Origin of the sequence: Streptomyces sp. NPDC101151 (assembly GCF_044768335.1) — a bacterium.
Taxonomy (GTDB): domain Bacteria; phylum Actinomycetota; class Actinomycetes; order Streptomycetales; family Streptomycetaceae; genus Streptomyces.
Genome location: NZ_JBIWPP010000008.1, coordinates 273,687 through 296,150, shown reverse-complemented (window position 1 = coordinate 296,150; position 22,464 = coordinate 273,687). Strand labels below are relative to the sequence as shown.

General features: G+C 71.4%; 21 protein-coding genes and 1 pseudogene. 17 read left to right on the top strand and 5 right to left on the bottom strand.

Features of this window, described 5'->3' with window-relative positions:
- Window positions 1–105 precede the first annotated feature (105 nt).
- The 7 genes from ACIRU3_RS18455 (at window position 106) to ACIRU3_RS18425 (ending at window position 7,132) form a co-directional block, all read left to right on the top strand.
- On the top strand, window positions 106–1,083 hold the full coding sequence (locus ACIRU3_RS18455) for a helix-turn-helix transcriptional regulator (RefSeq protein WP_404057330.1): 978 nt from the start codon (window positions 106–108) through the stop codon (window positions 1,081–1,083).
- A 19-nt stretch (window positions 1,084–1,102) separates the two neighbouring features.
- Window positions 1,103–2,137, top strand: coding sequence for a helix-turn-helix transcriptional regulator (locus ACIRU3_RS18450; protein ID WP_404057328.1), 1,035 nt, complete (start codon window positions 1,103–1,105; stop codon window positions 2,135–2,137).
- Complete coding sequence (locus tag ACIRU3_RS18445) at window positions 2,134–2,427, top strand: hypothetical protein (protein ID WP_404057326.1); 294 nt, start codon at window positions 2,134–2,136, stop codon at window positions 2,425–2,427. Before ACIRU3_RS18450 ends, ACIRU3_RS18445 begins: the two co-directional genes overlap by 4 nt.
- Before the next feature lie 20 nt (window positions 2,428–2,447).
- A complete protein-coding gene (locus ACIRU3_RS18440) occupies window positions 2,448–2,642 on the top strand; it encodes a hypothetical protein (RefSeq protein WP_404057324.1) in 195 nt (64 codons plus the stop codon).
- Between the two features lie 258 nt (window positions 2,643–2,900).
- The gene (gene tatA, locus ACIRU3_RS18435) at window positions 2,901–3,179 is read left to right on the top strand and encodes a Sec-independent protein translocase subunit TatA (protein WP_404057322.1); all 279 of its coding nucleotides are present in this window, start codon (window positions 2,901–2,903) and stop codon (window positions 3,177–3,179) included.
- Between the two features lie 47 nt (window positions 3,180–3,226).
- A complete protein-coding gene (tatC, locus tag ACIRU3_RS18430) occupies window positions 3,227–4,180 on the top strand; it encodes a twin-arginine translocase subunit TatC (RefSeq protein ID WP_404057320.1) in 954 nt (317 codons plus the stop codon).
- 99 nt (window positions 4,181–4,279) lie between these two features.
- A complete protein-coding gene (locus ACIRU3_RS18425; protein ID WP_404057318.1) occupies window positions 4,280–7,132 on the top strand; it encodes a DEAD/DEAH box helicase in 2,853 nt (950 codons plus the stop codon).
- A gap of 186 nt (window positions 7,133–7,318) precedes the next feature.
- Here the strand turns inward: ACIRU3_RS18425 and ACIRU3_RS18420 are convergent.
- Window positions 7,319–7,384, bottom strand: a pseudogene (locus ACIRU3_RS18420) (hypothetical protein); the annotation flags it as partial.
- Between the two features lie 729 nt (window positions 7,385–8,113).
- On the opposite strand from ACIRU3_RS18420, the gene ACIRU3_RS18415 reads away from it, so the two are divergent.
- From ACIRU3_RS18415 to ACIRU3_RS18395, 5 genes are read left to right on the top strand one after another with little or no spacing between them, the layout of a single operon-like run.
- The gene (locus tag ACIRU3_RS18415; protein WP_404057316.1) at window positions 8,114–9,784 is read left to right on the top strand and encodes an ATP-binding protein; all 1,671 of its coding nucleotides are present in this window, start codon (window positions 8,114–8,116) and stop codon (window positions 9,782–9,784) included.
- A complete protein-coding gene (locus ACIRU3_RS18410) occupies window positions 9,781–10,185 on the top strand; it encodes a roadblock/LC7 domain-containing protein (protein ID WP_404057314.1) in 405 nt (134 codons plus the stop codon). The genes ACIRU3_RS18415 and ACIRU3_RS18410 overlap by 4 nt, the downstream gene beginning before the upstream one ends.
- Window positions 10,182–10,598, top strand: coding sequence for a DUF742 domain-containing protein (locus ACIRU3_RS18405; RefSeq protein WP_404057312.1), 417 nt, complete (start codon window positions 10,182–10,184; stop codon window positions 10,596–10,598). Before ACIRU3_RS18410 ends, ACIRU3_RS18405 begins: the two co-directional genes overlap by 4 nt.
- Complete coding sequence (locus ACIRU3_RS18400) at window positions 10,579–11,199, top strand: GTP-binding protein (RefSeq protein WP_404057310.1); 621 nt, start codon at window positions 10,579–10,581, stop codon at window positions 11,197–11,199. The genes ACIRU3_RS18405 and ACIRU3_RS18400 overlap by 20 nt, the downstream gene beginning before the upstream one ends.
- 44 nt (window positions 11,200–11,243) lie before the next feature.
- Window positions 11,244–12,728: a cytochrome P450 gene (locus ACIRU3_RS18395; RefSeq protein WP_404057308.1), complete on the top strand. Its 1,485-nt coding sequence runs from the start codon at window positions 11,244–11,246 to the stop codon at window positions 12,726–12,728.
- 4 nt (window positions 12,729–12,732) lie between these two features.
- Here ACIRU3_RS18395 and ACIRU3_RS18390 read toward each other — a convergent pair whose 3' ends face one another.
- The 3 genes from ACIRU3_RS18390 to ACIRU3_RS18380 form a co-directional block, all read right to left on the bottom strand.
- A complete protein-coding gene (locus ACIRU3_RS18390) occupies window positions 12,733–13,686 on the bottom strand; it encodes an RluA family pseudouridine synthase (protein WP_404057306.1) in 954 nt (317 codons plus the stop codon).
- A 107-nt stretch (window positions 13,687–13,793) separates the two neighbouring features.
- Window positions 13,794–14,642, bottom strand: coding sequence for a siderophore-interacting protein (locus tag ACIRU3_RS18385; RefSeq protein ID WP_404057304.1), 849 nt, complete (start codon window positions 14,640–14,642; stop codon window positions 13,794–13,796).
- A gap of 114 nt (window positions 14,643–14,756) precedes the next feature.
- Complete coding sequence (locus ACIRU3_RS18380) at window positions 14,757–15,677, bottom strand: 5'-3' exonuclease H3TH domain-containing protein (protein ID WP_404057302.1); 921 nt, start codon at window positions 15,675–15,677, stop codon at window positions 14,757–14,759.
- Between the two features lie 122 nt (window positions 15,678–15,799).
- On the opposite strand from ACIRU3_RS18380, the gene ACIRU3_RS18375 reads away from it, so the two are divergent.
- The 4 genes from ACIRU3_RS18375 to ACIRU3_RS18360 all read left to right on the top strand — a co-directional run bounded on the left by ACIRU3_RS18375 (window position 15,800) and on the right by ACIRU3_RS18360 (window position 20,351).
- Window positions 15,800–16,876, top strand: a complete 1,077-nt coding sequence (locus ACIRU3_RS18375) for a glycine betaine/L-proline ABC transporter ATP-binding protein (protein ID WP_404057300.1) — start codon at window positions 15,800–15,802, stop codon at window positions 16,874–16,876.
- Window positions 16,869–18,680, top strand: a complete 1,812-nt coding sequence (locus ACIRU3_RS18370) for an ABC transporter permease/substrate binding protein (protein ID WP_404057298.1) — start codon at window positions 16,869–16,871, stop codon at window positions 18,678–18,680. Before ACIRU3_RS18375 ends, ACIRU3_RS18370 begins: the two co-directional genes overlap by 8 nt.
- A 379-nt stretch (window positions 18,681–19,059) precedes the next feature.
- Window positions 19,060–19,632, top strand: a complete 573-nt coding sequence (locus ACIRU3_RS18365) for a helix-turn-helix domain-containing protein (RefSeq protein WP_404057297.1) — start codon at window positions 19,060–19,062, stop codon at window positions 19,630–19,632.
- Complete coding sequence (locus tag ACIRU3_RS18360; RefSeq protein ID WP_404057295.1) at window positions 19,632–20,351, top strand: helical backbone metal receptor; 720 nt, start codon at window positions 19,632–19,634, stop codon at window positions 20,349–20,351. Before ACIRU3_RS18365 ends, ACIRU3_RS18360 begins: the two co-directional genes overlap by 1 nt.
- Here ACIRU3_RS18360 and ACIRU3_RS18355 read toward each other — a convergent pair.
- Window positions 20,263–21,420 (bottom strand): TDT family transporter, encoded by a 1,158-nt coding sequence (locus ACIRU3_RS18355; protein ID WP_404057293.1) that lies wholly within the window; start codon window positions 21,418–21,420, stop codon window positions 20,263–20,265. The genes ACIRU3_RS18360 and ACIRU3_RS18355 overlap by 89 nt on opposite strands.
- 70 nt (window positions 21,421–21,490) lie before the next feature.
- Here ACIRU3_RS18355 and ACIRU3_RS18350 point away from each other — a divergent pair, with 70 nt between their 5' ends.
- Entirely contained in the window at window positions 21,491–22,420 is a 930-nt protein-coding gene (locus ACIRU3_RS18350) for a LysR family transcriptional regulator (protein WP_404057291.1), read from the top strand.
- Window positions 22,421–22,464: the final 44 nt, after the last annotated feature.

Below are 22,464 nucleotides of genomic sequence, written 5' to 3'. Positions count from 1 at the left end.
CTGCTGTCCGCAATGGGCGTCCTTCTTTGCTCCGGCTTTTGCCGCGACACCCCGGAGCGGTACGGTCGTCGGTCAGAAGCATGATGAGGAAGGCGAAGGGCGTCGATGGCCATTGCCAAGGCCGAGCGGTTGATGAATCTCGCGCTGTGTCTGCTCGGCACACGACGGCCGCTCAGCAAGCGCGAGCTGCGCGATTCCATCGAGGCGTACCTGGAGACCGCCCGGCCGGACAAGGGCGCAGCGGGCAGCGACGACTCCTTCAACCGGATGTTCGAGCGGGACAAGGACGACCTGCGCGAGCTGGGCCTGGTCATCGAGACCGTCGAGAACCTCGACGGCGAGATCGGCTACCTCGCCCGCCGCGACAGCAACCGCCTGCCCCCCATCACCCTGGATGCCGAGGAAGCCGCCGCGCTGGGCCTCGCCGCCAAGGTCTGGCAGCAGGCGCGGCTGGCAGGCGCGGCCAGCGGCGCCCTGCAGAAGCTGCGCGCGGCCGGGCTGCCGGAGGACGTCGACCCGTACGAGGCGCACGGCGCCCTGGAGCCGCGCATCCCCGTGCACGAGGCCGCCTTCGAGCCGCTGATGCTGGCCTGCCGCGACCGCCGCCCGGTCGTCTTCGACTACCGCAAGGCCTCCGCCGCCCACCCCGGGCCCCGGCATGTCGAGCCGTGGGCGCTGGAGTGCTGGCGCGGCCACTGGTACCTGGCAGGCTGGGACCGCGACCGGGGCGCCGAGCGCGTCTTCCGGCTCTCCCGGATCACCGGCAGGGTCCGCTCGCGCGGTACGGGCTTCACCGTGCCCGTTCCCGACGTCGTCACCGTGCGCGAGACCGTCGCCGGCTGGGCCGGGGAGATCGCCGACCGGTCGGCGCTGATCAGGCTGCGTTCCGGAGCGGGTTACCCCCTTCGGGCGAAGGCCGCCAGGGTCCGGGAACTCGGTGACGGCTGGGACGAGTTGGAGATTCCGTACGGCCACGGCCTGGACGCCTGGCTGGTGGAGTTCGGTCCGGACGTGGTGGTCGTGGAGCCCGCCGAGCTGCGGGCCGACGTGGTGGACCGGCTGCGTGCCGTGGCCAAGGGCTGAGGGGGAGCGGAGCAGAACCATGGCAGGCAAACCGGTCAGGCCCGTGAACGCCATCGACCAGACCCGGCGGATGCTCTCGCTGGTCACCTACCTCCGGGAGCGCCCCGGCGCCAGGATCGCGGACGTCGCGCGCGCCTTCGGCATCACCGAGGACGAGCTGGTCTCCGACCTCGATCTGCTGCCGATGTGCGGCACCAGCTTCCGCGGCGGCGATCTGCTGGACATCGACACCGACGGCGAGCGCATCTGGTGGCACAACCCGGCCGCGCTCGGCGAGGAGGCGGCCGAACCGCTGCGGCTCGCCGCCGACGAGGCCACGGCCCTGCTGGTGGCCGCCCGCGCCGTGTCGACCCTGCCCGGACTGCGGGAGAGCGACCGCCAGGCCCTGCTGCGGGCGACGGCCAAGGTGGAGACGGCGGCCGGCGAGGTCGCCGGCGCCAGCTCCCGGCTCTCGGTGACCTTCGAGTCCGAGGGCGGAGTCTTCGCCGACGTGGACCGCGCGATCTCGGAGCGCCGCAGACTGTGGATCCGCTACTACTCACCGGCGCGTGACGAGGTCACCGAGCGGGAGATCGACCCCATCCGCCTGGTCAGCGTCGGCCACACCTATGTGGAGGCCTGGTGCCGCCGCTCCGAGGCCCGGCGCACCTTCCGGCTCGACCGGGTCGCCGAGATCAGAATCCTGGACGAGCCCGCGGCACCGCCGGAGATCGAGCTGCGGGACCTCTCGGAGGCCCTGGTGCAGCCGGCCGCCGAGGACCCGGAGGTCGTGATCGAGGTCGGCCCCGGCGGCCGCTGGGTCGCCGAGTACTACCCGCACGACAGCGCGGATGAGCTTCCCGACGGCGGGCTGCGTATCACTCTGCGCACCCCCGATCCGGCCTCCCTGCGCCGACTGGCGCTGCGCCTCGGCGGCGACGGCCGGATCGTCTCGCCGCCCGAGCTGGCCGACAGCGCCCGCCGGGCGGCCCGCGAGGCACTGGCGGCGTACGACACAGACACACCGCCGGCGGCGGTGCACGGTGTTCACGACAGGCAGGAGCGAGGGCTTTGAGCGAGTCTGCGGTGTCCGGTGCGGGTCAGATGACGGTGGCGGCCGCCTTCGCCGGGATGAAGAGAGCGGTTCCCGTGATGTTCAAGGCGGGCTGCCCGGACTGCCGGGGCCGCTTCGAACTCTCCGCGAGCGCTCTGCGCCTCGCCATCGGGGCCTCGAGCCGGACGACGTTCTACTCCTTCACCTGCCCCGACTGCGGCGCCTCGGTGCGCAAGCCGGCCGGGGAGCGCATCGTCGAGCTGCTCACCGGCGGCGGGGTCAGGACCCTGCGGCTGCACTCCACGGTGTAGGACCGTCTAGGCTCGACGTCATGTTCTGGCCGATGTTCGCGGTAGCCGTGGGTTTCCTGGGTCTCGCCGTCCTGGGGGTGCTCGCCGTCCGGGTCTTCCTGGAGGCGCGGCGCCTCGGGCAGCAGGTCGACGCCTCCGCGCGCCGTATCAACAGGGCGGCCGAGGATCTGGAGCGGGCGGCGGTGAGCGCGGCCCGTTCCGCGGACACGCTGTGAGGGGCGTCGACGGGCCCCGTGAGTCTCCACGGCAAACGTTTTGGGTCACTTCGCCCTGTCATGGCGACCGCCGGGACAGGTACGCTGCTGATCGCGGTGCGAAGAGCGAGGCGCGTACCGCGGACCGGGAGTACGCACGGGGATTGCCTCTCGTTCACCCCTGAGCGTTACGATCGCTGGCAGCACGACTGCTCGGACGCATGTCCGACCGGTCGGACAGCACCCATCCCAGCCGCCTCGGTGAGAAGGTAAACACTTATGTTCGGAAGGCTCGGACCTACCGAGATCATTCTCATCCTCGTCATCGTCGTGCTGCTGTTCGGCGCGAAGAAGCTTCCGGACATGGCCCGCTCCCTCGGCAAGTCCGCTCGCATCCTCAAGAGCGAGGCCAAGGCGATGAAGGAAGAGAGCAACTCCTCCGCCCAGGCCCCCACCTCCAACGAGCAGCCTCCGTCCCAGCGCACCATCCAGGCGTCTCCCGGCGACGTGACCAGCTCGCGGCCGGTCAACGAGCCGACGGACACCACCAAGCGCTGACGCAGGGCCGGAGCGCTCCGGCCTGCCGCACGAGATGAGGACGTGGGTTGCCCAAGTCTGCCCGCAAGAAGGAGAAAGATCCCGAGGGGCGGATGCCCCTTGCGGATCACCTTCGTGAGCTCCGCAACCGGCTCGCGAAGGCACTGCTGGCCATCGTCGTCGTGACGGTCGTCGCCGCCTTCTTCTACAACGACATCATCAACTTCCTGACTCAGCCGATTCTCGACTCGGTCGGCTGTGGGAAGAGCTTCGAGGAGCTGGCCAGCTCGACCGTCAAGTCGCAGCCGTGTGCGCGGATCACGATCAACGGCCTGCTCGCCCCCTTCACCCTGGCCCTGCAGGTCTCGCTGACGGCCGGTGTCGTCTTCGCCTCGCCGATCTGGCTGTACCAGCTGTGGGCCTTCGTGGCTCCCGGGTTGCACAGGCACGAGAAGAAGTACGCCTACGCCTTCGTCTTCACCGGCGCCCCGCTGTTCCTCGGCGGTGCGTACTTCGCGTACAAGGTGCTCCCCACCACCGCGAAGGTGCTGATCGACTTCACGCCGAACGGCAACATCGACAACCTGCTGCCACTGGACGACCTGCTCCAGCTGGTCACCCGCATGGTGATCGTCTTCGGCCTGTCCTTCGAACTGCCGCTGCTGCTGGTCATGCTCAACCTCACCGGGGTGCTGACCGGCAGGCGCATGCTCGGCTGGTGGCGGGCCATGATCCTCGGCATCACGATCTTCGCGGCCGTCGCCACGCCGAGCACGGACCCGCTGTCGATGATGGCCCTGGCCGGCCCGATCTGGGTGCTGTACTTCGCCGCGGTCGCCTTCTCGCTGGCCAACGACAAGCGCAAGCGCCGCCGCGATGCGTCGGGTCCCGACGACGACGAGGCCTCCGACCTGGACCTCACACCCGAGGACATCGGCGACATCGAGCCCGTCTCGGCGAACCGGGCCCTGCCCGAGCAGACGAGCACGGACCGGGTCAACGGCTACGACGACGTGACCTGAGCCCGCACCGAGCCGCCGCGATGCCCCTGTCCCGAGGACGGGGGCATCCGTCGTTCCCGCGCCCCCCGGAGCCGCTGTTGCTCGGCCCACGATCGGATAATGATCGTCCTGTTGTCAGTGGGGCCCGGTACGCTCGAAAGCACGATGACAGAGGATCTCTCACCGGCCGAGCGGTACGCGGCAGCCCGGAGACGGGCAGTCGAGCAGGCCACCGCGCTCGCGTCCTTCCGCGAGATGTACGACTTCGGCCTCGACCCCTTCCAGATCGAGGCCTGCCAGGCACTCGAAGAGGGGAAGGGTGTGCTGGTGGCCGCCCCCACCGGCTCGGGCAAGACGATCGTGGGCGAGTTCGCCGTCCACCTCGCCCTGCAGCAGGGCAAGAAGTGCTTCTACACGACACCCATCAAGGCGCTGTCGAACCAGAAGTACGCCGACCTGTGCCGCCGCTACGGCGCCGAGAAGGTCGGCCTGCTCACCGGAGACAACAGCGTCAACTCCGACGCCCCGGTGGTCGTGATGACCACCGAGGTGCTGCGGAACATGCTGTACGCCGGCTCGCAGACCCTCCTCGGCCTCGGCCATGTGGTCATGGACGAGGTGCACTACCTCTCCGACCGCTTCCGCGGTGCCGTCTGGGAGGAAGTGATCATCCACCTGCCCGAGTCGGTGACCCTGGTGTCGCTGTCGGCGACGGTGTCCAACGCCGAGGAGTTCGGCGACTGGCTGGACACCGTCCGTGGTGACACCGAGGTGATCGTCTCCGAGCACCGGCCCGTGCCGCTGTTCCAGCACGTGCTCGCCGGGCGCCGGATGTACGACCTGTTCGAGGAGGGCGAGGGGCACAGGAAGGCCGTCAACCCCGACCTCGCCCGCCTCGCCCGCATGGAGGCGACCCGGCCGTCCTTCCAGGACCGCCGGCGGGGCCGCGCGATGCGCGAGGCGGACCGCGAGCGGGAGCGCCGACAGCGCTCACGGGTGTGGACGCCGGGCCGGCCGGAGGTCATCGAGCGCCTGGACGCCGAGGGCCTGCTGCCCGCGATCACCTTCATCTTCAGCCGCGCCGCCTGCGAGGCGGCCGTCCAGCAGTGCCTGTTCGCGGGCCTCAGGCTCAACGACGAGGAGGCGCGGCAGCAGGTCCGCGCACTGGTCGAGGAGCGCACCGCCGCCATTCCGTCCGAGGACCTGCACGTCCTCGGCTACTACGAGTGGCTGGAGGGCCTGGAGCGCGGTATCGCCGCCCACCACGCGGGCATGCTGCCGACCTTCAAGGAGGTCGTCGAGGAGCTTTTCGTGCGCGGACTGGTCAAGGCCGTGTTCGCGACCGAGACCCTCGCCCTCGGCATCAACATGCCCGCCCGCTCGGTGGTCCTGGAGAAGCTCGTCAAGTGGAACGGCGAGCAGCATGCCGACATCACCCCCGGCGAGTACACCCAGCTGACCGGCCGGGCCGGCCGCCGTGGCATCGACATCGAGGGCCACGCGGTCGTGCTCTGGCAGCGCGGTATGAGCCCCGAGCACCTCGCCGGTCTCGCGGGCACCCGCACGTATCCGCTGCGCTCCAGCTTCAAGCCGTCGTACAACATGGCGGTCAACCTGGTCGAGCAGTTCGGCCGGCACCGCTCGCGCGAGCTGCTGGAGACCTCGTTCGCGCAGTTCCAGGCCGACAAGTCGGTCGTCGGGATCTCCCGGCAGGTGCAGCGCAACGAGGAGGGTCTGGAGGGCTACAAGGCCTCCATGACCTGCCACCTCGGCGACTTCGAGGAGTACGCGCGGCTGCGCCGTGAGCTGAAGGACCGCGAGACCGAACTGGTCCGGCAGGGCGCGTCCGAGCGGCGCGCCGAGGCCGCTGTCGCCCTGGAGCGGCTCAAGCCGGGCGATGTCATCCACGTGCCCACGGGGAAGTACGCGGGTCTCGCCCTGGTCCTCGACCCCGGGCTGCCCGCCGGCCGCTCCAACGGCCATCGCGGCTTCGACCACCACGACGGCCCGCGCCCGCTGGTGCTGACCGCCGAGCGGCAGGTCAAGCGGCTGGCGTCGATGGACTTCCCGGTGCCCGTCGAGCCGCTCGAGCGGATGCGGATCCCGAAGTCCTTCAATCCGCGTTCCCCGCAGTCCCGTCGGGACCTCGCCTCCGCGCTGCGCAGCAAGGCCGGGCACATTCCGCCGGAGCGGGCCCGCAAGAAGCGGTCCCAGGCCGCCGACGACCGCGAGATCGCCCGGCTGCGCGCCGAGCTCCGCGCCCACCCCTGCCATGGCTGCAACGACCGTGAGGACCACGCCCGCTGGGCCGAGCGCTACCACCGCCTGCTGCGCGACACCTCGCAGCTGGAGCGCCGTATCGAGGGCCGTACGAACACCATCGCGCGGACCTTCGACCGGATCGTGGCGCTGCTGACCGAGCTGGACTACCTGCGCGGCGACGAGGTCACCGAGCACGGCAAGCGGCTCGCCCGGCTCTACGGCGAACTCGACCTGCTGGCCAGCGAATGCCTGCGCGAGGGCGTCTGGGAGGGCCTCGCCCCGGCCGAACTCGCCGCCTGCGTCTCGGCGTTGGTGTACGAGGCCCGGGTCGCCGACGACGCCATGGCGCCCAAGCTGCCCTCCGGCAAGGCGAAGGCCGCGCTCGGCGAGATGGTCCGGATCTGGGGTCGGCTGGACGGTCTGGAGGAGGACTTCCGGATCAGCCAGACCGAGGGCGTCGGCCAGCGCGAGCCGGACCTCGGCTTCGCCTGGGCCGCCTATATGTGGGCCTCCGGCAAGGGCCTCGACGAGGTGCTGCGCGAGGCGGAGATGCCGGCCGGTGACTTCGTGCGCTGGTGCAAGCAGGTCATCGACGTGCTCGGGCAGATCTCGGCGGCTTCTCCCGTGGCGGGCTCGACCGTGGCCAAGGCCGCGCGCAAGGCGGTCGATCAGCTGCTGCGGGGTGTGGTCGCCTATTCGTCGGTGGGCTGATCCTGCGTTCGCGGGTGCGCTGTGGCCGGTCGCGCAGTTCCCCGCGCCCCTGGGCGGTCGGACCCGATCAGCGGCACGGAGAGGCTCGCCGGCCGACGTAGCGCGTGATGTCCTCCGTGTCCGGCAGGGCGTCCGGCTCCAGAGGAAGCCCGGGGCCCGCCTGCCGTCCGCCGGGTGCACGCTGCCCAGGGGCATCGGGCGGGGGAGCCTGGTCACCAGGCGGCCCAGGCCCTCGGCCGGGAGACACCACATCTCCGTCTCGATCGGTGCGCAGCGCGTGCGGGCGGCACACCGGGGCCGTGGTCGTCGTAAGGCCCGGACGGGCGCCCAGGCCGAGAAGCCGGGCTTCAGGGGCCGGCCCGTCGGACGGGCGCCCAGCACCGTCGGGCGGTCTCGGGCGTCGGGCTGCGGGTGATGGCGGCCGGAGGGTCGTCCGTGGACGCCGGGCCGATCGACGGCCGGCAGGCGCCCCGCGAGCGGGAGGTGTGTGCCCGCTGCGCCCCGTTCGCCGATCGCGCGGGCCTCCGCCTCGGCGTCCGCACGGGGACGCGGGCCGAACCACGGCTCGGGCCGGTCCATGGCGTCGATACGGGCGTAGGCCGCCTCGACGCGGCCGACGGTGCCGGACATGTCTGCTCGTCGTGCGATGCCGGGACGAGCGGGCATCCGAGGCAGGCGCGAGCGCTCTTTCACTCATCACGGTGAGTTACTTTCGTACACCCATCCGCGATCACGTGCCGTGTTCGAATGATCGCCGAGCGTATAAATGGAGCCGAGCGTACTCCTGTTGCAGGGGCGATTTCAGGTGCTTGCCGAATATGACACGGCGATGATCCGGTCGGACTAAGCTCGCCCGCGGCGCACCGAGTTGAGGTGTATTCGTGCGCTTGTTCCCAAACTTCCTGAAGATCCCTTCAGTTCCATGAACCTTCCCCCCTCAAGCCCCCCTGACACCCAGCCGACTCGTCTCAGAAGGCATCCATGGTGAGTGTTCAAAAGCCTCCCGGTGGCCGTGAACGTCCTTATGCGCGCGTGCTGTTGCTGCCGGCCATAGTGATGGCCGCGGCGACCGGAGCCGCCGTCGCCCTGGCACCGGCCTCGGCCCGGATCGCCGTCGGCGGGTGCGGGGCCGTGGCCCTGCTGCTGGTCCTCGCCACGGCCGCCGAAGCCGTCCGCCGCGGACGCAGGCTCCGCGAGGCGCAGGCCGAGCACGCCCGTCACACCGCGTATCTGGAGCACCGTCTCGCCGCCCACGACGCGGAGATCGTCCGCCTCGGCACCGAGGTCGTACCGACCGCGCTGCACCGGCTGCGCTACGGCGAACCCCTCAGAGAGGTGATGCGCAAGGTCGTCGACAACGACCCCGAACTGCGCCACATGCCCGAGTCGCAGCGCACCCTGCTGTACAACGCGCTGCGCGGCGCCGACCACGAGATCTCGATGCGCGACGCCACGGAGCGCTCCTTCGTCAGCATCGCCCGCCGCGTCCAGGCCATCGTCCATCAGCAGGCCAACGAACTGCGCGAGATGGAGGAGGACCACGGCCGCAACCCCGAGGTCTTCGACGACCTGCTGCGCATCGACCACGGCACCGCGCTGATCGGCCGCCTCGCGGACTCCATCTCCGTGCTCGGCGGCGGCCGCCCCGGTCGTCAGTGGCCGCTGCCCGTGTCGCTGTACAGCGTGCTGCGCGGTGCCATGTCCCGGATCCTGGAGTACCGGCGCATCGAGCTGAACTCCATCGTCAACATCAACATCAAGGGCACGTCCGTCGAGCCGATCATCCACGCGGCAGCCGAACTCCTCGACAACGCCACCCGCTACTCGCCGCCGTCGACCAAGGTGCACGTCACCGCCGCCGAGGTGCAGACCGGCCTCGTCATCGAGATCGAGGATGCCGGCGTCAGCCTCAGCGAGGAAGGCCGCGCCCGCATCGAGAAGGCGATCACCGACGCCATGGCGGGTGACGACGCGGAGAACCTGGGCTCGAGCCCGCGCCTCGGCCTCGCCGTCGTCGGCCGGCTCTGCAAGGCCTTCGACATGCAGGTCTCGCTGCGCGCCTCCGCCTACGGCGGTGTCCGCGCGATCCTCGTCGTACCGCGCGTGATGACCACCACCGAGCCCGGCGTCGGAGCCGCCCATGGCATCGGTGCGACCGCCGTGCCGCAGCCCGAACTCGGTGCCGTCGAGGGCCCGAAGCGCCCGCCCAAGAAGCGCCGCCCCACCAGCCCCCGCATCCCTGCCGGGATCTCCATGGAGGACGACGTCCCGGAGGTCACCGAATGGACGGCGGGCGGTCTGCCGCAGCGCCGCAGCCGGGTGAAGACCCCGCTCAGCCAGCGGATCGCCGAACAGGCCGCCATCGAGCGCGCCGAGCGCGAGGGCCGGCCGACCATCTGGTCCCAGCACAAGCCCGAACCCGAGCCCGAGCCCGAGATCGACCCCGAGCGCCAGAAGCTCCTGGACCGGCCGCCGGGCATGTGGGTCGACGCCTTCTGGGACGGCCTCAGGAAGGGCATGCCCGAGGACGCCTCCGCGGCCGAGCTGACCGACTTCACACGGAACCCGACCGCGTATCTGCACCTGATCGACGATTCGGACACCGCCATCGAGGCCGCCATCCAGGCCGACGACGAGGGGAACCTCAAGTGATCCAGCAGCGAGCGAACTTCGACTGGATGCTCAAGCAGCTGAACGACGGCGTACCGGGCATCCAGATGATCGTGGTCCTCTCCGCCGACGGACTGCGCATCGCCCGCTACGGCGGCGACCCCGACGCCGCCGACCGGGTGGCCGCCGCCTGCGCGGGCGTACAGAGCCTGGCCAGTGCCATCACCCAGGAAATCACCGGCGCCGGCGACATGAAGCTCGTCGTCATCGAGATCGACGGCGGCTACTTCTACCTCATGAACGCCGGTGCCAACGCCTACCTCGCCGTGCTCGCCGACGTGACGTGCGAGCCGGGCCGGATGAGCGGCATGATGCGTGACCTGGTCGTCCGGATCGGCACCCATCTCACCAGTCCGCCCCGGAGGAACGGGCAGACCGTATGACTCCTCCGCGCCGCAAACGGCGCCAGCCGGAGCAACTGCCGCCCCCGCCACCGCCGCCCCCCGAACCGGCGGAGGGCGAGGAGACGCCCAGGAACCCCGAACGGCTCTACACCATCGCCGGCACCGCCGACGGCGGCCGGGCCGAACTCGACCTGGTGACCTTGATCGTGGCGCGTGCCGCGCCACCGCCGTCCGCCTCACCGGAGGAGGCGGCAGTGCTCCGGCTCTCCACCGCGCCCCTGTCCGTGGCCGAGCTCTCGGCCTATCTCAAGCTGCCGTTCAGCGCGATGACCGTCGTGATCACCGAGCTGATCACGACCGAACTGGTGCAGGCGCGTGCCCCGATCGTCCGCAAGGCGGTAGCCGACCGTTCCCTCCTCGAAGCGGTGATGCATGGACTTCAACGGCTCTGACACCATCCCCGGCCCACGCACCGAGGACCATCTCCCGCACACGGCCCGGGCCGCGGTGAAGATCGTGATCGTGGGCGGCTTCGGCGTCGGCAAGACCACGATGGTCGGCTCGGTCAGCGACATCCGGCCGCTGACCACCGAGGAGACCATGACCCAGGCCGGCATCGGGGTCGACGACAACTACGGCTCCGACTCCAAGACGGCCACCACCGTGGCCATGGACTTCGGCCGCATCAGCATCACCGACAAGCTGGTGCTCTACCTCTTCGGCACCCCCGGCCAGGAGCGCTTCTGGTTCCTGTGGAACCGTCTGTTCGAAGGCGCCCTCGGCGCGGTCGTCCTGGTCGACACCCGGCGCCTGGAAGTCAGCTTCGACGTCATGGGGCGGCTGGAGGAGCGCGGCGTCCCCTTCGTGGTCGCCATCAACTCCTTTCCCGACGCGCCCCGTTACCCCGTCGAGGAACTGCGCACCGCGCTGGACCTGGCACCGGACATCCCGATCATGGATTGCGACGTGCGCCGCCGGGCCTCCAGCAAGGACGTGCTGATGACCCTGATGCGCTTCCTGCACTCGCTCGCCCTCTCCGGCGCCCTCACCTGATACGTATCCGACCTACCCCCACCTTTCCGTTCCGGAGCGACACTGTGACGCCTGAATCCCATTCCCTGACCGGCACAGACCCCACCTCCGGCCCGCCGCCGGGCTGCCCGGCGCACGGCCTCGGCCCCGGGGGGCTGCGCCGTCTCTACGGCCCCCACGCGGAGGACCTGGGCGACCTCTACGAGCGCCTGCGGGAGGAGCACGGCCCCGTGGCGCCCGTGCTGCTCCACGACGACGTACCGATGTGGGTGGTCCTCGGGCACGCCGAGAACCTCCACCTGGTGCGCAGCCCCTCCCTGTACGCCCGCGACAGCCGGATCTGGACCCCGCTGCTGGAGGGCATGGTCAAACCCGACCACCCGCTCATGCCGCACATCGCCTGGCAGCCCATCTGCTCGCACGCCGAGGGCGACGAGCACCAGCGGCTGCGTGCGGCGGTCACCGGAGCCATGTCGACCATCGACCACCGCAGCATGCGCCGCCACATCGGCCGCTACACCCAGGAGCTGGTCAACAGCTTCTGCGGGCGGGGCCGGGCCGACCTGGTGTCCCAGTTCGCCGAGCACCTGCCGATGGCCGTCATGTGCGAGATCCTCGGCATGCCCGAGGAGTACAACGACCGGATGGTGCAGGCCGCCCGCGACGCGCTCAAGGGCACCGAGACCGCCATCCAGAGCCATGCCTACGTCATGGACGCGCTGGGCCGCCTCACCACCCGCCGCCGCGCCCGGCCCGACGACGACTTCACCAGTCACCTCATCACCCACCCCGTGGGACTGACCGACGACGAGGTCCGCGAACACCTGCGCCTCGTCCTCTTCGCGGCCTACGAGGCCACCGCCAACCTGCTCGCCAACGCCCTGCGCATGGTCCTCACCGAGCCGGGCTTCCGCGCCCAGCTCAACGGCGGCCAGATGACCGTGCCGGAGGCGATCGAGCAGTCCCTGTGGGACGAGCCGCCGTTCAGCACCGTCCTCGGCTATTTCGCCAAGCAGGACACGGAGCTGGGCGGCCAGCGCATCCGCAAGGGCGACGGGGTGCTCTTCGCGCCCGCCCCGGGCAACGTGGACCCGCGGGTGCGGCCCGACCTGTCCGCCAACATGCAGGGCAACCGCTCCCATCTCGCCTTCGGCGGGGGGCCGCACGAGTGTCCCGGCCAGGACATCGGCCGTGCCATCGCCGACGTCGGCGTGGACGCCCTGCTGATGCGGCTCTCGGACATCCAGCTGGACTGCCCCGAGGAGGACCTGCGCTGGCGCTCGTCCATCGCCTCCCGGCATCTGGTGGCCCTGCCGGTGCGCTTCGAACCGAAGCCCCAGCAGGACGTGGGCCTGCCACCCAGCCCCTCGCCCATTCCGCCCCAGCGTGCCGACTGGCAGGTCGGCACCGTGCGCACGGACCCGGCACCCGCCCCGGAGCCCGTTGCGACACCTCCGCGCCCCGCTCCGCAGCCCGTGCCCGCGACGCCGCAACCGACGCGCCGCCAGAACCTGTGGCGGCGGATGCTGCGCTGGTGGCGGGGGGACTGAGCGGCTACGGCCGCCGGTCTGCCCACACCTGCGGGCAGGACCACGCCCGCAGCGTCCGTCCGCTGACGAACGTGTGCTCCGCCCCCGTGACCGGATCGGTGAACTCCAGCCTCCGTGCGAGCAGTTGCAGCGGACGCCGGAAGTCGCCGTCCGGTACGGGGGCCGTCACCTCCGGGTAGAGCGGGTCGCCGAGGATGGGTACGCCCAGCGCGTTCAGATGCACCCGCAGCTGATGCGTCCGGCCGGTCTCCGGGAGGAGCCGGTAGCGGCCCAGTTCGCCCCGGCGCTCGGCCAGCTCCACCCGGGTCACGGCGTTCGGCTCGCCCTCGACCTCTCGCGCGGCCGGCACTCCGCGTTCCTTCAGGATCCGGCTGCGCACCGTCCGGGGCAGGGCGAGCGAGGGATCGTACGGCGCGACGGCCTCGTACTCCTTGCCCACCCGGCGGTCCCGGAACAGCGTCTGGTACGCGCCGCGCTCCTCGGGCCGCACCGTGAACAGCACCAGACCGGCGGTGAGCCGGTCCAGCCGGTGCGCGGCGCTCAGCGAAGGGATGTCCAGCTCGCGGCGCAGCCGGGCCAGCGCGGTCTCGGTGACATGTGTGCCGCGCGGGGTCGTCGCGAGGAAGTGCGGCTTGTCGGCCACGACGATGTGCGCGTCCCGGTGCACCACTTCCACCGCGTACGGCACCGGGACCTCGGCGGGCAGCTCCCGGTGGAACCACACGTACATCCCCGGCTCGTAGGGCGCGTCCGGCGCCACTGCCCGCGCATCGGCCCCGACGACCAGCCCCGCGTCGAACATGCCCTCGATCACCCCGGGCCCGGCACCGGTCAGCCGCGCCACGAGATACTCCCGCACGCTGTCCCAGGCCTCGCCGAACGGCAGCCGCACCCGCACCGGGTCGACACCGTCGCGCTGGGGGAGCGGAGAGGGCGGGGGCGGCTTACGGCGTCTCATCGCGGTCAAGGGTACGGGGGCCGGGTGCGGTGAGCCCGGGGCCGCCTGGTGCGCGGCACGGTCCTCGGTGCGCCGTCCACCCAGCTGCTCACATGGCGTACGGCCGCTCAGGCGGCGGCCGCGGCGCTGGTCTCCTGCTCGGCCTCGATACGGGCGTTCCACTCCCGCTTGGAGGCCTGCCAGCCGTCCTCGTTGTGGCCGCGGCGCCAGTAGCCGGAGATCGACAGGTCCTCGCGCGGAATCTGCAGCTCGACCCGGAGCAGGCGGCGCAGCTCCTTCACGAAGCTCGCCTCGCCGTGCACGAACGCCTGCAGCCGGCCGGCCGGGAACTCCAGCGCGTGCACGGCCTCCAGCAGAGCCTCGCCCACCGGCCGGTCCCCGCGGTGCAGCCAGACGACCTGCACATCGGAGTCGATCTTCTGGATCTCCTCGGGGCCGGACACCTCCACGAAGGCGTGGGCCCGGGTGCCGGCGGGCAGCGTCTCCAGAGCCCGGGCGATCGCGGGCAGCGCGCTCTCGTCCCCGGCGAGCAGATGCCAGTCGGCGCTCGGGTCGGGCGCATACGCACCGCCGGGGCCCATGAAGCGCACGCTCTCACCGGGCTGCACCCGGGTGGCCCAGGGCCCGGCGAGACCCTCGTCGCCATGGATCACGAAGTCCAGGGTCAGCTCATGGTGCTCGGGATCCCAGGCGCGCACCGTGTATGTCCGGGTGACCGGCCACTGCTCGCGGGGGAACTCCGCACGGATCCGCTCCACGTCGAACGGCTCCGGATAGGTCACACCCGGGGGGCCGAAAAGGAGCTTCACATAATGGTCGGTGCAGGTGTCCGCGGCGAATCCGGCCAGACCCTCGCCGCCGAGCACCACACGCTGCATGTGCGGAGTCAGCCGCTCGGTGCGCACAACCTGGGCGGTATGGGGCTTGCGCGGCTTTCGTCCCGGACGCTCTGCCATCACGGCCTCCTGCTGCATTGGTTAGGTTTACCTAAGTTAGCATCCCTCTTCGGTCGACAGGTCTTCCACGGGGGCTTGATGAACGTGTTTTTTACCGGAATATTCCGGTCAGGATCATTCCCCGAGCGTCGTCAGCAGCCGCTGCAAGGAGCCACCCAATCCCCAGTGTGCCGCCAGTGACTCCAGTGCCGCGGGATCGCGCGGGGCGCGCGGCAGCGTGGTGTCGACGTCCGGCACCGGGACGTCATCGGCCACCCGTACCACCTTCGGCGCGACAGCGAGGTACGGCCCGGCCTCGGTCAGCCGCTTGCGCTGGGACGGCGTGAGCTTCGCCCGCGGGTCGTCGACCGCCGCCAGGATCCCGGCCAGGTCGCCGAACTCGGCCAGCAGCTTGGCTGCGGTCTTCTCGCCGATGCCGGGCACGCCCGGCAGTCCGTCGCTCGCATCGCCCCGCAGCAGCGCCAGATCCGCGTACCCCCGCCCGTCGACCCCGTACTTCTCCCGCAGCGCCGCCTCGTCGGTCAGCTGCAGCGTGCCGACACCCTTCAGCGGGTACAGCACGCGGATCTCCCGCTTGTCGTCGACGAGCTGGTACAGGTCGCGGTCGCCGGTGACGATGTCCACCGGTCCGTTGGCGCGCGCGGTGAACGTGCCGATCACGTCGTCGGCCTCGTACCCCGCGACCCCGACCCGGGCGATGCCGACCGCGTCCAGTACGGCCTCGATCACCGGCACCTGCGGGGAGAGCGTGTCCGGCACCTCCTCCTGGTCCGGCGCGCCCTCCCGCTCCTCGGCGACCCGGTGCGCCTTGTAGGTGGGGATCAGGTCCACCCGCCACTGCGGCCGCCAGTCGGCGTCCATGCAGGCCACCAGCCTGTCCGGCCGGTGGTCCTTGACCAGTCGGTCGATGAAGTCCAGCAGTCCCCGCACGGCGTTCACCGGCGTGCCGTCCGGCGCCCGTACGGAGTCGGGTACGCCGAAGTAGGCGCGGAAGTACAGCGAGGCGGTGTCGAGAAGCATGAGTCGTCCGGTCACGCTCGCATCATGCCGTACGGTCACTGTCCGGTCCCTTTGTGACGTGAGTCACTTAAAAGTTTGACCATATCGATCCTGGGGAGGCGCCGCCTCTGTTCTGCCCGCCGAGACGAGAGGTACGCGTGTCACCCAGGCTTGAGGCCGAGCATCTGTTCAAGGTGTTCGGCAGACGACCGGACCAGGCAGTGCAAAAGCTGCGGAAGAGTGCCGACCGGGAGGAGCTGCGCGCCGACGGCACCACCGCCGCCGTGATCGACGCCTCCTTCGAGGTCGAGGCCGGCGAGATCTTCGTCGTCATGGGCCTGTCGGGCTCCGGCAAGTCCACCCTGCTGCGCATGCTCAACGGACTGCTGGAGCCGACCGCCGGCCAGGTCCGCTTCGACGGCCAGGACCTCACCGCGCTCACCGACCGGGAACTGCGCGAGCTGCGCTCGAAGAAGATCAGCATGGTCTTCCAGCACTTCGCGCTCTTCCCGCACCGCAGCGTCCGCGACAACGCCGCCTACGGCCTGTCCGTGCAGGGCGTGCCCCGCGCCGAGCGTGCCCGCCGCGCCGACGAGGCGCTCGCCCTGTGCGGCCTGGCCGGCTGGGAGGACTCCTGGCCCGACGAGCTGTCCGGCGGTATGCAGCAGCGCGTCGGTCTCGCCCGCGCCCTCGCCACCGACGCCGACCTGCTGCTGATGGACGAGTCCTTCAGCGCCCTCGACCCGCTGATCCGCCGTGACATGCAGGACCAGCTCCTGGAACTGCAGAAGACCCTGAAGAAGACCATCGTCTTCATCACCCACGACCTCAACGAGGCCATGCGCCTGGGCGACCGCATCGCCGTCATGCGCGACGGCCGCATCGTGCAGACCGGCACCGCCGAGGACATCCTGCTGCGGCCCGCGAACGACTACGTCGCCTCCTTCATCAAGGACGTCGACCGCTCCCGCGTGCTGACCGCCGCCGCCGTGATGGACACCGAGGTCGGCGGCGACGAGGCCGACTGCGGCTGTGAGACGGCCGCGCCCGGCACGTCGTTCGCCGAGCTGTGCGCCATCAGCGCCCGGCTGACCCACCCGGTCGCCGTCCTCGACGCCGACCGCGCGCTCGTCGGTGTCGTACCCCGGCAGCGGCTCGTCGGCTTCGTCGGCGACGAACAGGGCGCACCCACCGCGTGCGACAACGGCGGGAAGAAGGTGATCGCCCGTGCCTAGGCTGCACCTCGGCGACTGGGTCGACTCCGGCGTCGACTGGCTGGTCGCCCATCTGTCCTGGTTGTTCGACGCGATCCGCACGGTCGTGGAGGGCATGTACGACGGCATCGACGCGGTCCTCACCGCGCCCGCGCCGCTGCTGCTGGCCGGCATCCTCGCGGTCGTCGCCTGGTGGCTGCGCGGCCTGGTCGCGGGCGTCCTCGCCTTCGCCGGCTTCGCGCTGGTCGACTCGCTCGACCTGTGGGACCGGGCCATGTCCACCCTGGCCCTGGTCCTCGTGGCCACCGTCATCGCCCTGGTGATCTCGATCCCGCTGGGCATCTGGGCGGCCCGCTCCAGGGCGGTCAGCGCGACCGTACGGCCCGTTCTGGACCTGCTCCAGACGATGCCCTCGATGGTTCTGCTGATCCCCGCCATCCTCTTCTTCGGCCTGGGCACCGCGGCCGGTGTGATCGCCACCCTGATCTTCGCGCTCGCTCCCGGCGTCCGCATGACCGAGCTGGGCATCCGGCAGGTCGACGCCGAACTGGTCGAGGCCGCCGAGGCGTTCGGCACCACCCCGCGCGACACCCTGCTCCGCGTCCAGCTGCCGCTCGCCCTGCCCACCATCATGGCCGGTGTCAACCAGGTGATCATGCTGGGCCTGTCCATGGTCGTCATCGCGGGCATGGTCGGCACCGGCGGCCTGGGCGGCGCGGTCAACGAGGCGATCGGTCAGCTCGACATCGGCTTCGGCTTCGAGGCGGGCGTCGGCATCGTCGTCCTCGCCATCTACCTGGACCGGATGACCAGCGCCCTCGGCACCCAGCTGTCCCCGCTGGGCCGCAGGGCCGCCGCGAAGGCCCGGACCACGGCGTGGTCGTACCGTCCGCGCCCGGTGGTCGCCGTCGTCGGCGTGGTCGTCCTCGCACTCGTGGCGGGCGGAATGGGGATCTTCGGCTCCTCCGGCACCTCCGAGGCCTCCGGCACGGACGTCGGCAAGGGCAGGGAGATCAGGATCGGCTACATCCCCTGGGACGAGGGCATCGCCTCCACCTTCCTCTGGAAGGAACTGCTGGAGGAACGCGGCTTCAAGGTCACCACCAGCCAGTACGCCGCAGGACCGCTCTACACCGGCCTCGCCACCGGCCAGCTGGACTTCGAGACCGACTCCTGGCTGCCGACCACGCACGCCGAGTACTGGAAGAAGTACGGCACGCGGCTGGACGACCTCGGCAAGTGGTTCGGCCCCACCTCCCTGGAGCTGACCGTCCCCTCCTATGTCAAGGACGTGAACTCCCTGGAGGACCTGAAGGACCACGCCTCCGAGTTCGGCGGGAAGATCGTCGGCATCGAGCCGAGCGCGGGCATGATGGGCCTGCTCAAGGACAAGGTCCTCAAGGAGTACGGCCTCGAGGGGACGTACGACGTCGTCGACGGTTCCACGCCCGCGATGCTCGCCGAGCTGAAGCGCGCCTACGCCAAGAAGCAGCCGGTCGTCGTCACTCTGTGGTCCCCGCACTGGGCGTACAGCGACTACGGCCTGAAGAAGCTGAAGGACCCCAAGGGTGCCTGGGGCGCGGGCGACGGCGTGCACACCCTCGCCCGCAAGGGCTTCGCCGCCGACAACCCCCGGGTCGGCAGGTGGCTGAAGGACTTCTCCATGACCGAGAAGCAGCTCACCGGTCTGGAGGCGCAGATCCAGAAGTCCGGCAAGGGCAAGGAGCAGGACGCCGTGCGCACCTGGCTGAAGCGGAACCCGGGCCTGCTCGACAAGTGGGCGCCGGTCGCGCAGAAGGGCGCCGGCAGCCGGGCGGCCGGGTGACCTGACCGCCCCGACCGCCGCCCGAGGGGTGGGTATCGCCGTACGCGGCGCTGCCCACCCCTCGTGGTGTGTCCGCCTGCCGGCCCGTGGGCGGTCCGCCTACGGGCTGGATCCGGACAACCACAGAGCGCCATGGAGCCCTTCCCGACGGGAACACGAGAGCGCGCTCCCGCCTTGAACCTGGGGAGACCCGTCCCGCACGGCACGCTGCCGCACTGGCGTGAACCGTGGGGGTGCGGGCCCACCGGCGTGACAGGGATATGGCAGGCGCATGAAACGGTTTGCCGAACATGCGTAGGGTGCAGAGAACTGTTCAGAGGTGTGTCCGGCGCTGGGCACCCGGACCGCGGCACGACGAGTGAAGGAGGGAGCCGGAGCGATGGGCGACCACAAAGAGCAACAGCCCGTACGGGTGGGCGCGGCCGTCCGGCGGCGTCGCCGTGCCCTGGAACTCACCCTCGCCGTCGTGGCCGAGCGCACCGGACTCTCGGTGCCCTTCCTCAGCCAGGTCGAGAACGACCGGGCCCGCCCGAGCCGCACCTCCCTGGAGAAGCTGGCCGACGCCCTGCGCACCACGGCCGTGGAACTCCTCGCCGCCGCCGACCCGGCCTGCAGCGTCGACGTCGTGCGCGCCGAGCCCGTCGCCGAGGGCGACTTCGACCCGCGCACGCGTTCCCTGGTGCGCGGTCACCACCAGCTGCACGCGTCCGAGTTCACCGGTGACCACGAGGCCGGCCGCGAGTTCCAGCACCGCAACGACGAGCTGATGTACGTCGCCGACGGCGGCGTCGAGATCGAGGCCGAGGGCCGTGTCCACCGCCTCGGCCGCGGCGACACCCTGTATCTGACCGGCGGGGTCCGCCACCGCTGGCGGGCCACGGTCCCGGACACCAGGGTGATCGTGGTGGCGGTCGCCGAACACATCGAGGCCGTCCAGGACCGGTCCCGCTAGTGCGGGTCGTCTCCCTGGTCCCGTCGCTGACGGAGGCCGTGGCCGTGACGCTGCCCGGTGTCCTCGCCGGTGTCACGGACTGGTGCAGCCATCCGGCCGGCCTCGCCGTCACCCGCGTCGGCGGCACCAAGAACCCCGCGATCGAGCGGATCCTCGGGCTCGCCCCCGACCTGGTCCTCGCCAACGAGGAGGAGAACCGCGCCCCTGACCTGGACGCCCTGCGCGCGGCGGGCCTGGAGGTGCTGGTCACCGAGGTGCGGACCGTGCCCCAGGCCTTCCGGGAGCTGGACCGGGTGCTGACCGCGTGCGGTGCGACGGCACGGCCGGGCTGGCTGGACGAGGCGGAGGCCGCCTGGACCGCGCTGCCCGAGCCCCCGGGCCGTACGAGGGCGGTCGTACCGATCTGGCGCCGCCCCTGGATGGTCCTGGGCCGCGACACCTTCGCGGGCGACGTCCTGGCCCGCCTGGGCGTGCACCACCTGTACGCCACCCATCCCGACCGCTATCCCCGTGTGCCCGTGGACGAGCTGCGGGCCGCCGCCCCGGACGTCGTCGTCCTCCCGGACGAGCCCTACCGCTTCACCGCCGACGACGGCCCAGAGGCTTTCCCCGGCCTGCCGTGTGCCCTGGTCAGCGGACGGCACCTGACCTGGTACGGCCCGTCGCTGGCCGAGGCGCCACACGTGCTGGCGGCGGCTCTGCGGGCAGCTCACCGCTGACCAGACCCCGTACCGTCCCGAACGCGGCCGCGAGCCACGCGGCGACCAGCACGCCGTACAGGCCGACGGCCAGGGCCTCGTACACGGCGAGCCCGGTGTGCCGGGCGAGGGCGGCGGCGCCGGTGACACAGGTGCCCACCGGGAAGGTGAACGCCCACCAGGTCAGCGAGAAGCCCATGCCCTGCCGCCGGGCCCGCACCACATGCGCGGTCGCGAGCCCCAGCCACAGCAGCGCGAACCCCATGACCGGCACCCCGTACAGCACGGCGAACACGCCGAGACCGCGGTCGTAGGGGGCCGGTACGACCCCGGGCGCGGCGTCCGCGATCAGGCCGACCGCGGTGGTGGACTGGCCCAGCGGGCCGAGGACCAGGAACAGGCTCGGGGTGAGCGCGAGCGGCAGCGGGGCCGAGGTGATCAGCCGGGCGAAGACCAGCGGCAGCATCAGCAGCGTCGCCAGCAGGCTCAGCCCGAACAGCGCGAAGCACGCCAGCAGCAGGGTCTCCCGGGGCTGCCCCGGCGGCAGATGCGGCACGAGCAGCGGACCCAGCGCGGCGGAGACCATCGGCGCGACGAGCGGCAGCAGCCAGACCGGGGTGGCCTGGGAGGCCTGCACGTGCTGGCGTACGGCCATCAGGTACGGCACGGTGACGGCGGCCGCGAGCCCGACGGCCGTACCCACGGTGAACAGAACCGCGTCGAGCGCCACCGCAAGACCGGTGCCGATCCAGTCCCGGCCGACGGTCATCGCACCGCCGCCGACCGCGAGCAGCGCCATGGACAGACAGCCGTAGAAGGGGGCCATGGCCGGGTCGAGGAGGTGGGCGCGGGCCTGGTCGGGGTGGCGGATCCAGTGCCGGGCGCGGGCGCCCAGCAGGGCCACGAGCAGGAGGAGGGCCAGCGCCCAGACGGCCGTGCAGACCTCGCGCAGCCCGTCGGGATGCCACGGAAGGGCGGCGCCGGCCGTGCCGACGACGCACGTCCCCATGACGGAGGCGTACCAGTTGGGACCGAGGTGCCGGACGCGGGCGGCCCGGGTGCCGGGCAGGGAAGGTGCTGCGGTGACCATGAGGTCACCTTCGTGCCGCCGGTCGCCGCTGACCAGGGGGTTCACTTCTATCAGGGCATAAGCTGGTCTTATGAGCGACGAGTACGCGACGGACGACGGCCGGCCCGGTGGCTCGCTGGCGCACCGGGTGCCGGATCTCGGCGCGCTGGAACTGCTGCTGGCCGTGGCGCGGCTGGGCTCTCTCGGGGCGGCGGCGCGGGAGGTCGGCATCACCCAGCCGGCCGCCAGCAGCCGCCTCCGCTCCATGGAACGGCAGCTGGGCGTGGCCCTGGTCGACCGCTCGCCGCGCGGCTCCCGGCTGACGGACGCGGGCGCCCTGGTGACGGACTGGGCCCGCCGGGTGGTCGAGGCGGCGGCCGCCTTCGACGCGGGCGCGCGGGCCCTGCGCGACCGGCGGGACTCCCGGCTGCGGGTCGCGGCGAGCATGACCATCGCGGAGTATCTGCTCCCGGGCTGGCTGCTCGCTCTGCACGCCGCGCGTCCCGACACCGCGGTGTCGCTGCTCGCGGGCAACTCGGCGAAGGTCGCGGAACTCCTGCTGGCCGGTGAGGCGGACCTGGGCTTCGTGGAGGGGCTGACGGTCCCGGCGGGCCTGGACTCCGCGGTGATCGCCCACGACCGTCTGATCGTCGTCACCGCCCCCGGCCACCCCTGGGCCCGGCGCCGGCGCCCTCTGACCCCCGAGGAACTCGCGGCCACGCCCCTCATCCTCCGCGAGCGCGGCTCCGGCACCCGCCAGGTCCTGGACACGGCCCTGGGCGGCCTGGCCCGGCCCCTGATCGAACTGTCCTCCACGACGGCGGTGAAGGCCTCGGCGGTCAGCGGCGCGGGCCCGTCGGTCCTCAGCGAGCTGGTGGTGGGGGAGGAGCTGGCGATGCGGCGCCTGGTGAGCATCCCGGTGGAGAAGGTGTCCCTGCGCCGGGACCTGCGAGCGGTGTGGCCGACGGGGCACCGGCCCACGGGGCCGGCCCGGGAGCTGCTGTCGTTGACCAGGGGATGAGCACGGTCACGCCGATGCCGTCGGCGGTCGTGCCGACGCCTTCG

Excerpts from the sequence above, each read along its gene's own strand:
- ACIRU3_RS18390 (WP_404057306.1), bottom strand. The coding sequence starts at position 13,686 with ATGAGACGCCGTAAGCCGCCCCCGCCCTCTCCGCTCCCCCAGCGCGAC.
- ACIRU3_RS18365 (WP_404057297.1), top strand. The coding sequence starts at position 19,060 with ATGGGCGACCACAAAGAGCAACAGCCCGTACGGGTGGGCGCGGCCGTC.
- ACIRU3_RS18425 (WP_404057318.1), top strand. The coding sequence starts at position 4,280 with ATGATCGTCCTGTTGTCAGTGGGGCCCGGTACGCTCGAAAGCACGATG.
- ACIRU3_RS18350 (WP_404057291.1), top strand. The coding sequence starts at position 21,491 with ATGAGCGACGAGTACGCGACGGACGACGGCCGGCCCGGTGGCTCGCTG.
- ACIRU3_RS18405 (WP_404057312.1), top strand. The coding sequence starts at position 10,182 with ATGACTCCTCCGCGCCGCAAACGGCGCCAGCCGGAGCAACTGCCGCCC.
- ACIRU3_RS18355 (WP_404057293.1), bottom strand. The coding sequence starts at position 21,420 with ATGGTCACCGCAGCACCTTCCCTGCCCGGCACCCGGGCCGCCCGCGTC.
- ACIRU3_RS18440 (WP_404057324.1), top strand. The coding sequence starts at position 2,448 with ATGTTCTGGCCGATGTTCGCGGTAGCCGTGGGTTTCCTGGGTCTCGCC.
- ACIRU3_RS18415 (WP_404057316.1), top strand. The coding sequence starts at position 8,114 with ATGGTGAGTGTTCAAAAGCCTCCCGGTGGCCGTGAACGTCCTTATGCG.
- tatA (WP_404057322.1), top strand. The coding sequence starts at position 2,901 with ATGTTCGGAAGGCTCGGACCTACCGAGATCATTCTCATCCTCGTCATC.
- ACIRU3_RS18385 (WP_404057304.1), bottom strand. The coding sequence starts at position 14,642 with ATGGCAGAGCGTCCGGGACGAAAGCCGCGCAAGCCCCATACCGCCCAG.
- ACIRU3_RS18450 (WP_404057328.1), top strand. The coding sequence starts at position 1,103 with ATGGCAGGCAAACCGGTCAGGCCCGTGAACGCCATCGACCAGACCCGG.
- ACIRU3_RS18455 (WP_404057330.1), top strand. The coding sequence starts at position 106 with ATGGCCATTGCCAAGGCCGAGCGGTTGATGAATCTCGCGCTGTGTCTG.
- ACIRU3_RS18400 (WP_404057310.1), top strand. The coding sequence starts at position 10,579 with ATGGACTTCAACGGCTCTGACACCATCCCCGGCCCACGCACCGAGGAC.